This window comes from Sphingorhabdus sp. (assembly GCF_035329025.1).
In the GTDB taxonomy this organism is placed as follows: domain Bacteria; phylum Pseudomonadota; class Alphaproteobacteria; order Sphingomonadales; family Sphingomonadaceae; genus Sphingorhabdus_B.
The window spans coordinates 1-10,927 of record NZ_DAOLHN010000059.1 but is presented as its reverse complement, the minus strand read 5'-3'; the positions used below and the strand labels follow the sequence as shown (position 1 = coordinate 10,927).

At 59.0% G+C, this 10,927-nt stretch carries 13 protein-coding genes; 4 read left to right on the top strand and 9 right to left on the bottom strand.

Annotation, left to right across the window (positions count from 1 at the left end):
- Window positions 1–1,794 (top strand): threonine--tRNA ligase (gene thrS, locus PKC81_RS13380; RefSeq protein ID WP_324336907.1); only part of this gene is annotated, 1,794 nt, incomplete at its 5' end.
- Window positions 1,791–2,549 carry a sulfite exporter TauE/SafE family protein gene (locus PKC81_RS13375; protein ID WP_324336905.1) on the top strand — a complete coding sequence of 253 codons (759 nt, stop codon included), beginning with the start codon at window positions 1,791–1,793 and terminating at the stop codon, window positions 2,547–2,549. The genes thrS and PKC81_RS13375, both read left to right, overlap by 4 nt.
- On the opposite strand, the gene PKC81_RS13370 is transcribed toward PKC81_RS13375, so the two are convergent.
- A complete protein-coding gene (locus PKC81_RS13370; RefSeq protein WP_324336903.1) occupies window positions 2,546–3,697 on the bottom strand; it encodes an alpha/beta hydrolase in 1,152 nt (383 codons plus the stop codon). The two genes, PKC81_RS13375 and PKC81_RS13370, sit on opposite strands and share 4 nt — an antisense overlap.
- 58 nt (window positions 3,698–3,755) lie before the next feature.
- On the opposite strand from PKC81_RS13370, the gene PKC81_RS13365 reads away from it, so the two are divergent.
- Entirely contained in the window at window positions 3,756–4,439 is a 684-nt protein-coding gene (locus PKC81_RS13365) for a VOC family protein (protein ID WP_324336901.1), read from the top strand.
- A gap of 156 nt (window positions 4,440–4,595) precedes the next feature.
- The gene (infC, locus tag PKC81_RS13360; RefSeq protein WP_324336899.1) at window positions 4,596–5,117 is read left to right on the top strand and encodes a translation initiation factor IF-3; all 522 of its coding nucleotides are present in this window, start codon (window positions 4,596–4,598) and stop codon (window positions 5,115–5,117) included.
- Between the two features lie 14 nt (window positions 5,118–5,131).
- Here the strand turns inward: infC and PKC81_RS13355 are convergent, their stop codons facing one another.
- From PKC81_RS13355 to PKC81_RS13320, 8 genes are all read right to left on the bottom strand, one after another.
- The gene (locus PKC81_RS13355; RefSeq protein WP_324336897.1) at window positions 5,132–5,887 is read right to left on the bottom strand and encodes a sulfite exporter TauE/SafE family protein; all 756 of its coding nucleotides are present in this window, start codon (window positions 5,885–5,887) and stop codon (window positions 5,132–5,134) included.
- Window positions 5,884–6,510 carry an SURF1 family protein gene (locus PKC81_RS13350; protein ID WP_324336895.1) on the bottom strand — a complete coding sequence of 209 codons (627 nt, stop codon included), beginning with the start codon at window positions 6,508–6,510 and terminating at the stop codon, window positions 5,884–5,886. The genes PKC81_RS13355 and PKC81_RS13350 overlap by 4 nt, the downstream gene beginning before the upstream one ends.
- Window positions 6,507–6,902, bottom strand: a complete 396-nt coding sequence (locus PKC81_RS13345; RefSeq protein ID WP_324336894.1) for a DUF983 domain-containing protein — start codon at window positions 6,900–6,902, stop codon at window positions 6,507–6,509. The genes PKC81_RS13350 and PKC81_RS13345 overlap by 4 nt, the downstream gene beginning before the upstream one ends.
- 22 nt (window positions 6,903–6,924) lie before the next feature.
- On the bottom strand, window positions 6,925–7,812 hold the full coding sequence (locus PKC81_RS13340; protein WP_324336891.1) for a cytochrome c oxidase subunit 3: 888 nt from the start codon (window positions 7,810–7,812) through the stop codon (window positions 6,925–6,927).
- A 40-nt stretch (window positions 7,813–7,852) separates the two neighbouring features.
- A complete protein-coding gene (locus tag PKC81_RS13335; RefSeq protein ID WP_324336890.1) occupies window positions 7,853–8,416 on the bottom strand; it encodes a cytochrome c oxidase assembly protein in 564 nt (187 codons plus the stop codon).
- Window positions 8,413–8,589 (bottom strand): hypothetical protein, encoded by a 177-nt coding sequence (locus PKC81_RS13330; RefSeq protein WP_324336887.1) that lies wholly within the window; start codon window positions 8,587–8,589, stop codon window positions 8,413–8,415. Before PKC81_RS13330 ends, PKC81_RS13335 begins: the two co-directional genes overlap by 4 nt.
- Window positions 8,586–9,491 carry a heme o synthase gene (locus PKC81_RS13325; protein ID WP_324336883.1) on the bottom strand — a complete coding sequence of 302 codons (906 nt, stop codon included), beginning with the start codon at window positions 9,489–9,491 and terminating at the stop codon, window positions 8,586–8,588. The genes PKC81_RS13330 and PKC81_RS13325 overlap by 4 nt, the downstream gene beginning before the upstream one ends.
- 60 nt (window positions 9,492–9,551) lie before the next feature.
- The coding region (locus PKC81_RS13320) for a cytochrome c oxidase subunit 1 (RefSeq protein ID WP_324336881.1) at window positions 9,552–10,927 on the bottom strand (1,376 nt) is incomplete at its 5' end.

Genomic DNA, 10,927 nt, shown 5'->3' with positions numbered 1-10,927 from the left:
CTCGAACTCGCCCGCCACGATTTCGCGCATGTGCTCGCCGAGGCGGTGCAGAAACTGCATCCCGGCACACAGATCACATTTGGCCCCGCGACCGATGATGGTTTCTATTATGACGTGATGGCCCCCGCCAGTCGTGGCCCCTTCACCGAGGATGACCTGCCCGCGATCGAGGAAGCGATGCGCGACATCATCCGCGCCGACAAGCCGCTGCGCCGCGAAGTCGTTGCGCGCGACGCGCTCATCAAAACGTGGAAAGATGCAGGCGAAAGCTTCAAGGCCGAATGGGCTGCCGAGCTTCCCGAGGGTGAGGAACTGAGCGTCTATTGGTCGGGCGACGACTGGATGGACATGTGCCGCGGCCCGCATTTGGCCTCGACCGGCAAGCTCGATCCGCAAGCCTTCAAGCTGATGCGCGTTGCCGGGGCCTATTGGCGCGGTGACCAGAATAATGCGCAGCTGACGCGCATCTACGGCACCGGCTGGCTGAACAAAAAACAGCTCGACGCGCACCTCCTGCGCCTCGAGGAAGCCGCCAAACGCGACCACCGCAAGCTGGGGCAGGAAATGGACCTGTTCCACCTGCAATCCGAAGCGCATGGAAGTGTCTTCTGGCATCCCAAGGGTTTCCGCATCTGGCGCACGCTCGAGGCTTATATGCGCCGTCGCCTGGATGCCTCCGGTTATGTAGAGGTGAAGACCCCGCAGGTGATGGACGCGCGCCAATGGGAGCAATCCGGCCATTGGGGCAAATATCGCGAGAATATGTTCGTCATCCCTGACGAGGTGCCCAATACCGAGGATGAAGGCCCGGTAATTTCGGGCGAGGCTGACTGGATGGCGCTGAAGCCGATGAACTGCCCGGCGCACGTCCTGATCTTCAAACAGGGTATCACCAGCTATCGTGATCTGCCGCTGCGCATGGCCGAATTCGGCTGCTGTCACCGCAACGAGCCGCATGGTGCGCTTCACGGCATCATGCGTGTGCGCCAGTTTACGCAGGATGACGCCCATATCTTCTGCCGTGAGGATCAATTGGTGCAGGAGGTGCGCGATTTCTGCGACCTGCTCGACAGCGTGTATCACGACCTTGGCTTTGACAAATATGCAATCAAGCTGGCGCTGCGCCCTGAAAAGAGGTTCGGGTCGGACGAGATGTGGGACAAGGCCGAGGAAGAGTTGCGCGAAGCCGTGCGCTCCTCTGGCCGCGCCACCGAAGAATATGGTTGGGAAGAGCTGCCCGGCGAAGGTGCTTTTTATGCGCCTAAGCTGGAATTCCACCTGACCGACGCGATCGGTCGCACCTGGCAGGTTGGCACGATCCAGTCCGACCGTGTGCTGCCCGAGAGATTGGATGCGGCCTATGTCGGCGAGGATGGCGCCAAGCACCGCCCCGTAATGCTCCACCGCGCGATTTTGGGCACGTTTGAACGCTTCATCGGTATATTGATCGAACACCATGCTGGCCGCTTCCCGGTATGGCTCGCACCTGTGCAAGCAGTCGTCGCGACCATCGTGTCCGATGCCGATGACTATGCCAAACAGGTGACCGCAAAGCTTGAAGCCGCGGGCATCCGCGTCGAAACCGACCTGCGTAACGAAAAGATCAACTATAAGGTCCGCGAACATAGCCTTGCCAAGGTCCCGCACCTGCTGGTGGTCGGCAATCGCGAGGCTGAAGAGGGCAAGGTCGCGATCCGCACCTTGGGCAGCGAAGGCCAGCGGATCATGACCGTGGACGAGGCAATCGCGATGCTGGTCGCTGAAGCAACCCCGCCGGATCTACGCACGGCTTGACAATCGACTGGCTGCTCGGGGGGCTCAGCCTATCAACGCTAGCAATAGCGCTGGCGCTCGTCTTTGGCGCGTCGATCATGCGAGGATTGACCGGTTTCGGCTTGGCCATCATTCTCGTTCCGCTGCTCGGTCTGATCGTCGAGCCTGCCGAGGCGGTGGTGATTTCGATCCTGCTGCAACTGCTCGCAGGGCCCATAGGGCTAAGGCGGATTTTGGCTGATGGTGAGCGGGCAACTGCCATCCCCATCTCGATTGCCGCGATCTTGGCCACGCCCTTTGGCGTTTGGTTGCTATCAGTGACCGCTCCCGATGTCGCGCGCCTTGCCATTGCCCTACTCGCGCTCGCAGCTTTCGGGCTAATGTTCGTACCCGCCAAGGAAGGCGCGATACCGGGACGCAAGGAAACGCTGGCGACCGGCATAGCCGCTGGCGTGTTGACAGGCTTTGCCTCGATGCCGGGGCCGCCAGTGGTGCCCTTTTACCTGCGTCGCAAATTACCCCCCGATGTCGCGCGCGCATCAATGCTGATGGTGTTTTTCGCGACCGCCATTGCAGGCAGCATAGCATCCTTCGCGCTCGGCGTCGCAAACCTGCACCTGCTCTGGCTGTCTGTGCTGTTCTATCCTGCGCTCTATATCGGTACCCGGCTGGGCGAAATGGCATTCGGCAAGGTCAGCGAACCCGTCTGGCGGACGCTGGTCGGAATCATCCTTGGGGTCGCCGGGATGGCTGCCATGGGGCGGCTGCTGAACTAGCCGAATTTGCGCGAAATCCAGTCGCTGCAAATTTCGACCGCCTTCGGTAGCAACTCTGGCCGCTCGACATAATAATGGTCAGCCCCCGCGACATCGGCATATTCCTTGTCCGCATGGCCCACTGCTTCGAACAGACGCTGGGCATGGCTGGGGGTGCAGGCAAGATCTGCGGTGTTGTTGATCACCAGCACCGGGCAGCTGATACGCGCGGCATTGCCCAGACCGCTGGCGTTGGTATCGTCATAGCTCCATTGCGACAGCCAGCTGCGCATGGTCGAGAAGCGCGCCAAACCGACCGGCCCGTCATTCGCCACCTTGGGCACGCCGAGATAGCATTCATAAGGTCGCCGATCGGAAGGATCCTGTGTGGGGTCGGTCCAGCGGACGTCGGCCATCGTACCATGAACGACAAAGGCGCGCTCGGCATTGGGGGTATCGCTGGCACGGATCGCTGCCAGCTCTTCCTTCACCCAAGCCGTTATCCGCCGATTGCGGGCAATCTGCGCTGTGCGGAAACGGGTGACATAGGCCTCGTCATAAGGTGCCTTATTGGGGTTGGCTGGATCGTAGATATTCAGTTCGGGATCGCGCTCAAATGGTTTGTTTTCGTCAAGGATCGAAGGGTCGATCCATTCGGTCAACGTCATCGCCCGACTGATGTGGGCAGCGAGCAGCATGATGCCGTCGACCTTGGGCATCTCGATCGCCGTCAGGTCATAGGCATCCCCCGCAGGGGTGTGCGTGATCGTCGGGTTCTCGGCCTGGTCCTGATAGAAAAGCGACATCGATCCGCCGCCTGACCAGCCTCCCAGTATGAATTGTTCATAGCCCAGTCTATCGCGCGCATGCCGCAATGCAGCGGCCAGATCGCTGATGCATTTTTCCATGATGAGGGCTGTATCGTTCCCGCGATAACGCGGGTTCACATAGAGAACATGATGCCCGCCATGCGCGAGCGCCGTCACCAGTGGCAGGAACGAACCACCACCTATCGGATGGGTGAAGACAATCGCGCGGTTTGAGGGCGTGTCTTTTGGCGTGATTGCCATGCATTCAACGAAAACCGTACCGCCTGCGCCACCATAGACATCCTTGAAGGCAGACTCTTCCTTGTAGACCACCGCATAGGGGGTGCGCACGATTTCCATTTGCAAACTCTCCTCTCTTGGGCACATTGGCGCGGAAGAGAGAGGAAAGGCAAGTCTTATGGTCCAGCCAACAGGCATTCACCACATCGCGATCATGACCGGCGACATGAAGAAGCAGATTGAATTCTTCTCCGATGTGCTGGGCAAACCGCTGGTGGCGATTTTCGACATGCATGGCGTCCCGGGCGGGATTCACGCTTTCCTGAAGCTTAACGGCGGCTGTTATTTCTCGCTGGTCCAGCTGCCCGAAACCGCAGCGACCCCGATTACTCTCGGCCTGACCCACGCAGGCACTGGCGCCGGTAACAGCGCACCCGGCACGATGCAGCACCTCGCATTTTATGTGAAGGACGAAGCCCAACTGGTTGCTATGCGCGACCGGATCCGGACCAAGGGCGTTAATGTGATCGGGCCGCTCAACCATGGCATGTGCAAATCAATCTATTTTGCCGGACCGGAACAATTGACGCTGGAGGTTGCTTGCCCCGGAATGCCGGTGACAGCCGATCGTTGGATCGACCCGTCGGTGCTGGCCAAGGTTGGCATCACTGCGGAGGAAGCCAAAGCTTTTGCAAACCCCGATGGTTATGACGGCGACGGCGGTGCCGTGAAGCAACCCGATTATGATCCGGCCAAGCCGCACATGGCCTATCCCGAAGATCGCTATAAAATGATGCTCTCCGTACCGGATGAGGCGCTGGCATCGATGTCCGATCATGCGGAACCGCCGGTACCAGCCTGACCTCCTTACAGACTCACTCGTTGCATCGCTGCAACGCCTGTGCACAAAAGCAACAGGTGATGCGGCCAGCCCTTTATTTGTAACGCATTTGTCTGTAAGGGCCAGCCGGTATCAATATCAGGAGTAATTGCTATCGCTGCCCCAGTCTCACGGCGTATGAACACGCCTCCGGTCAAAAGTGGACCGCGCTATAATGAATTCATCCAGAGCGACAAGGTTCGCGTCATCGATGAAGAAGGCGAAAATCTGGGGGTGATGTACACCCGCGAAGCAATTGCACAGGCCGCCGAAGTAGGCCTCGACCTTGTCGAAGTATCACCCAATGCCGATCCGCCGGTCTGCAAGTTCCTCGACGTCGGCAAATTCAAATATGAGGCCCAGAAAAAGGCCAACCTCGCCCGCAAGAGCCAGAAGACGCAGGAGATCAAGGAGATCAAGATGCGTCCGAACATCGATGACCATGACTATATGACGAAGATGAAAAAGATCGTCGAGTTCATAGGCGAAGGCGACAAGGTGAAGGTGACGCTGCGCTTCCGCGGGCGTGAAATGTCGCACCAGCAGCTGGGCATGGCGCTGTTGCAGCGTGTGGCAGAGGATATGGCAGAGACCGCCAAGGTCGAAGCCTACCCCCGCCTCGAAGGCCGGCAGATGCTGATGGTCCTGGCGCCCAAATAGGGCCGGGACTTCCTTTAGAGCAACGCTTCGCGGATCAGCTCCGCACCGACCGCGACCATCAACAGATTGATCGCGAGATGAAAACGTGCGGGCGATATCCGGCGAACCAATATGACGCCGGCAATCGTGCTGATGATAGCCAACGGCATGAACAAAGCCGTCAGCCATAAGGTCTCCGCCGTGAACTGCCCGAGCGCGAGATAGGCGGGTACCTTCATATAATTGACGGCCGCAAAGAATATCGCGGACGATCCGATGAAGATAGTGTGTGGCAGGTTGCGGGACAGCGCCCAGATCTGGAACGGTGGTCCCCCGGCATGGGCAACATGGCTGGTAAAACCGGCAACCCCGCCCCAGAATGTGCCAACCCAGCCCGGCATGGTGATCGCCCATCCAGCTGTGCCCAGCCGGTTCTCGATCAAGCGATAGAGCCCGAAGGCAAGTGCGATAAGGCCAACTAGCCCTTTGACGGCGTCGGTCGAAACCGAATTGGCGAACAGCCAGCCAAGGAATATGCCAATGGCGGCACCTGGCAGCATCTGCCAGAGCAAGGCGCGGTCATATTCCTTGCGGAATGACCAGACGCTGACGACATCCTGCACCATCAATATGGGCAGCAGCATTGCGGCGCCCTGCACCGGATCCATTACCAGCGCGATGAGTGGCATCGACGCAGCGCCCAGGCCGGCAAAGCCGCCTTTGGCCAACCCCACCAGCAATATCGCAAGTCCGGCCACGAACCAGAACAGCGGATCTGTCGGAACGCTCAACGACCCGATTGCCGACGGCGGAGGGCCAGCAGGTAGATGACCAGCGCGGCGGCGGCAAAGAAGAACCATTGCACCGCATAGGACAGGTGGTTGTTGGTCACATTTTTCGGATCTGGCTGTGCAACTGCCCGCATAGCCTTAGGTGCGCCCTCGGCAACAATCATCGGGCGCGGCACCGGTATTTTGCCTATCAGGCGCTCTAGAGCACCGTGGCGGCTCGGCTCGGTCACAATCGTGCCACTGACAACGCCGCCCTGCCATTCGGGCTTGATATCCGGACGGTCAGCGATGCCATAAGCGACAAGCGCTCCCGGCCCTTCTGGTCCGGTCTTGCAGTCGGCAATATATTGGAAGCCGGACTGCCCTTTGGCGTCGCGACCGGAAACGGTTTGCCAACCGACCACCTGCAGGCAGTTCAGCGTCGATTTGCGAAACATCTCCGCGTCGCGAACCGGTGCCATATCGGGAAACGAAATGGGCGGTTTCCCGGCATTGGCGGCGTAAAGCGCAATCAGCGCCTCTTTCTCCGCCTTGCGCTGCAATTGCCACACACCGAGCGCGATCATCGTTGCCACAGCCAAACCAACGATGATTGTTGGCAACAGGGGCAGTCGCAACTTCATTCGCCTTCACTCTTTTCCGCCAACTTGCCTTCAATCGCGCGATTGCGATGTTCGGCGATCAGCAATGCGCCTTTTGACACGCGCAACGACAGCACAACCAGCGCGCAGGTGAGGGGAACCCAGATCAGCGCATGCACCCAGAATGGCGGATGCGCCGCCAGTTCAAGCATCACGGCAAGGATGATGATGATCGCACCCAATCCCATCGTCAGGAAAGCTGCCGGGCCATCGCCGACATTGAAGGCGGCATAATCCAGGCCGCAATTGCCACACTGCTCCGCGAATTTGGCGGGGCCGACGAACAGCGTCTTGGCCCCGCATTCGGGGCAGAGACCCAAAAGGGCAGCCTCGACCAAGCCGGGCTGCCCTTTTGTATTTGGTGTTTCCGACATCGTCGCTACCGGACGATGGCCATCAATGGACCGGAGCGCCCCAGCCGCCCCAGACATAGACGACAACGAAGAGGAACAGCCAGACAACGTCGACGAAATGCCAGTACCAGGCGGCCGCTTCGAAACCGAAATGCTGCTTCGGCGTGAAGTGGCCCTTATAGGCACGGGCAAGGCAAACGATCAGGAAGATTGTACCGACAATGACGTGGAAGCCGTGGAAACCCGTCGCCATGAAGAAGGCCGAGCCATAGTTCAGCCCAGCGAAGGGGAACGGCGCGATTGAATATTCATAGGCCTGGATGCACGAGAACACGACGCCCAGGATGATGGTCAGCCACAGGCCGTTGATCAGCCCCTTGCGGTCGCCATTGATCAAGGAATGATGCGCCCAAGTGACGGTGGTGCCCGAGCAAAGCAGGATCAGCGTGTTGAGCAAAGGCAGGCTGAATGCATCGAACACCTGCATGCCCTTGGGCGGCCATTGCTCGAGCGCTGCTGCGCCTTCCTGGCCGATAAGGTTGGTTACCGTGAAAGCATGCGTTGCATGGTCGATTTCGACCTGCAGCGGCACGGGGAAAAGCGAATAGTCGAACCAGGCCCAGAACCAGCCCACGAAGAACATCACTTCGGAAGCGATGAACAGGATCATGCCATAGCGCAGGTGCAACTGCACAACCGGCGTATGATCGCCTGCATGTGCCTCGCGGATCACGTCAGCCCACCAGGTCCAGAAAGTGTAGAGAACGCCAATCAGACCCGCGCCGAACACGAGGCTGCCATAGCTGCCCAGCACCTTCGGCTGGAACATCATCACCATGCCGAAAAACATGGTAAGTGCCGCAAACGAGCCGACCAGCGGCGTGATGCTCGGCGGAAGAATATGATAATCGTGGTTCTTGGCACCGGCCATGGCTTGCTTCCCTATTCCCTAACCTGTTTCAGTTTTGCCCTTAGCTTCCCTTACCCGCGTCGTCCACGGGGTAGAAGGTATAGCTGAGCGTAATTTCTTCAATATCCTTGGTATCCGGATCAGTCATGATCTTCGGATCGACATAATAGAGCACGGGCATGCGCACGCGCTGTTTCGGCTGCAGCGTCTGCTCGGTGAAGCAGAAGCATTGCACCTTGTTGAAATATTTCCCAGCCTGTGCCGGGCTGACATTGAAGGTCGCCATGCCCTTGATCGGCTGGTCCGAAAGATTTTCGGCGATGAACACCGACATGTCGCGCGCGCCGATGCTGACGGTATCAGTCGGTCGTTCGGGTTTGAACTCCCATGGCAACCCGCGCTGGTTGGCATCGAAGCGCACAACTATGGTCTTGTTGCTCACCGGGATCGTCGCTGCCTGAGCTTCGCTGACCCGCATGGTCGTTCCACCGAAACCCGTTACCTGACAAAAAATGCGGTATAGCGGCACGGCGGCGAAACCCATCCCGACCATAGCCACGGCAAGGCCACCAGCCAGCAGGCCGGTTTTCAAATTGGATTTCTGAGGCTGCGCCATCGCTGTCATCCCCACACCCCTACCTTGACGATGGTAATCGCAAAGAACAGGGCGCACAGGGCGAATAAAACGATTGCCATGACGCGCGAACGCCCAGCCTGACGCGCACGCACAGCGCGGCTTTCTTCAAGACTGAGATCGCCGACCTTTTGCGGGCCCATATCGAATTGCTGCTCACTCATGCCAACACCATCCGATCAAGCGCGAGCGCGGCGAAGGCGATGAAGAGGTAGAGGATCGAGAAAGCGAAGAGGCGCTTTTCAGCCTTCATCGCTACAGCCTCGGTTGTTTCGCTGCGCCAGACCGCAAAAGCGAGCCCGAGAAACAGCAGGTTAAGAACAATCGCGGTGGTGCCATAGAGCGTGCCCGTCATTCCCAGCGCCCAGGGCGCGACGGCAACCGCTGCCAGCACAAAGCTGTAGCCGAAGATCTGATTGCGGGTCACCCGCTGGCCCGCGACATTGGGCAGCATTGGAATACCCGCTGCGCCATAGTCCGACTTCATGAACAGCGCGAGCGCCCAGAAATGCGGCGGCGTCCAGAAAAAGATCAGCGCGAACATCAGCACTGGGAGCAAAGTCACATCGCCAGTCACTGCGGCCCAGCCGATCACTGGGGGGAATGCGCCTGCCGCGCCACCGATAACAATGTTCTGCGGCGTGTTGGGCTTTAGCCACATTGTGTAGACGACGGCGTAGAAGAAGATCGAGAAGGCCAAGATCCCGGCCGACAGCCAGTTTACCGCAACGCCCATGATGCCGACCGAAAAGGCTGCAAGGCCGATGCCGAATTGCAGCGCGGATTCACGCTCCATCCTGCCATCCGGCAAAGGCCGACCCGCCGTGCGTTTCATCTTGGCGTCGAGTTCTGCCTCATACCATTGGTTCAAAGCACCAGAAGCCCCAGCACCCGTGGCAATGCAGAGGATTGCCGTAAAGGCGATCACAGGGTGGATGTCACCCGGTGCTGCCAGCAATCCGCACAGCGCCGTAAAGACGACAAGCGACATCACCCGGGGCTTGGTCAGCGCCCAGAAATCCCGCCAATCTGCGGGAAGACTGATGTTGTTTGTCGCGATCGTCATGTCTGTGTTCCAAAAACCCGCCCTGCGGACTAGCCGGAGGGCGGGGCTTTGTTCCCGGTCTTACTTGATGACCGGAAGCGTTTCGAACTGGTGGAAGGGCGGCGGGCTCGACAATGTCCATTCGAGCGTGGTCGCCCCTTCACCCCAATAATTGCCCTCCGCCTTGCGGCCAGCCACGAGCGACCAGAAGACATTGATGAAGAAGATGATCACGCCAACGCCCATGATGGCATAGCCGAGCGAGGCAATCTGGTTCCAGTGCGCGAAGGCATCGGGATAATCCGGATAGCGACGCGGCATGCCCTGCTGGCCCAGGAAGTGCATCGGGAAGAACAGCAGGTTCACGCCGATGAAGAATACCCAGAAGTGCAGGTGGCCGAGGAACTCGTTGAGCATCCGGCCGGACATCTTGCCGAACCAGTAGTAAAAACCGGCAAACAGCGCGAAGACAGCACCCAGCGAGAGCACATAGTGGAAGTGCGCAACAACATAATAAGTATCGTGCAGGTTATCGTCGACACCGCCATTGGCGAGAACAACACCAGTCACGCCACCGACGGTGAACATGAAGATGAAACCAAGCGCCCAAACCATCGGCGTCTTGAAGCTCAGCGAGCCGCCCCACATGGTGGCGATCCAGCTGAAGATCTTGATGCCGGTCGGAACCGCGATCACCATCGTTGCCGCGGTGAAGTACATCTTCATTTCGACGCTCATGCCGATCGTGTACATGTGGTGCGCCCAGACGACGAAACCGACCACGCCGATCGCGACCATCGCATAGGCCATGCCGAGATAGCCGAAGACCGGCTTACGGCTGAAGGTTGCGACGATCTGGCTGACAATGCCAAAGCCCGGCAGGATCATGATGTACACTTCGGGGTGACCGAAGAACCAGAAAAGGTGCTGGTACAGGATCGGGTCACCGCCGGCAGCGGCATCAAAGAATGCGCCGCCAAAGTTGCGGTCAACCAGCAGCATGGTGATCGCAGCGGCAAGCACCGGAAGCGCAAGCAGCAGCAGGAACGCGGTTACCAGCACCGACCATACGAACAGCGGCATTTTGTGGATGGTCATCCCCGGTGCGCGCATGTTGAAGATGGTGGTGATGAAGTTGACAGCACCCAAGATGGACGCCGCGCCTGCAAGGTGGAGCGAGAAAATCGCCATGTCGACGGCAGGGCCAACCGATCCCGAAGTGGAGAGCGGTGCATAGACCGTCCAGCCAGTACCGGCACCAAGGCCGGTGCCACCGGGCACAAAAGTCGATCCTAGCAACATGATGAAGGCAACTGCGGTCAGCCAGAAGCTGATATTGTTCATGCGCGGGAAGGCCATATCAGGCGCGCCGATCATGATCGGGACGAACCAGTTGCCGAAACCGCCGATGATCGCGGGCATGACCATGAAGAACACCATGATCAGGCCGTGCGCGG

Excerpts from the sequence above, each read along its gene's own strand:
- PKC81_RS13335 (WP_324336890.1), bottom strand. The coding sequence starts at position 8,416 with ATGACAGCGATGGCGCAGCCTCAGAAATCCAATTTGAAAACCGGCCTG.
- PKC81_RS13365 (WP_324336901.1), top strand. The coding sequence starts at position 3,756 with ATGGTCCAGCCAACAGGCATTCACCACATCGCGATCATGACCGGCGAC.
- PKC81_RS13345 (WP_324336894.1), bottom strand. The coding sequence starts at position 6,902 with ATGTCGGAAACACCAAATACAAAAGGGCAGCCCGGCTTGGTCGAGGCT.
- PKC81_RS13325 (WP_324336883.1), bottom strand. The coding sequence starts at position 9,491 with ATGACGATCGCGACAAACAACATCAGTCTTCCCGCAGATTGGCGGGAT.
- PKC81_RS13340 (WP_324336891.1), bottom strand. The coding sequence starts at position 7,812 with ATGGCCGGTGCCAAGAACCACGATTATCATATTCTTCCGCCGAGCATC.
- PKC81_RS13350 (WP_324336895.1), bottom strand. The coding sequence starts at position 6,510 with ATGAAGTTGCGACTGCCCCTGTTGCCAACAATCATCGTTGGTTTGGCT.
- PKC81_RS13330 (WP_324336887.1), bottom strand. The coding sequence starts at position 8,589 with ATGAGTGAGCAGCAATTCGATATGGGCCCGCAAAAGGTCGGCGATCTC.
- infC (WP_324336899.1), top strand. The coding sequence starts at position 4,596 with ATGAACACGCCTCCGGTCAAAAGTGGACCGCGCTATAATGAATTCATC.
- PKC81_RS13370 (WP_324336903.1), bottom strand. The coding sequence starts at position 3,697 with ATGGAAATCGTGCGCACCCCCTATGCGGTGGTCTACAAGGAAGAGTCT.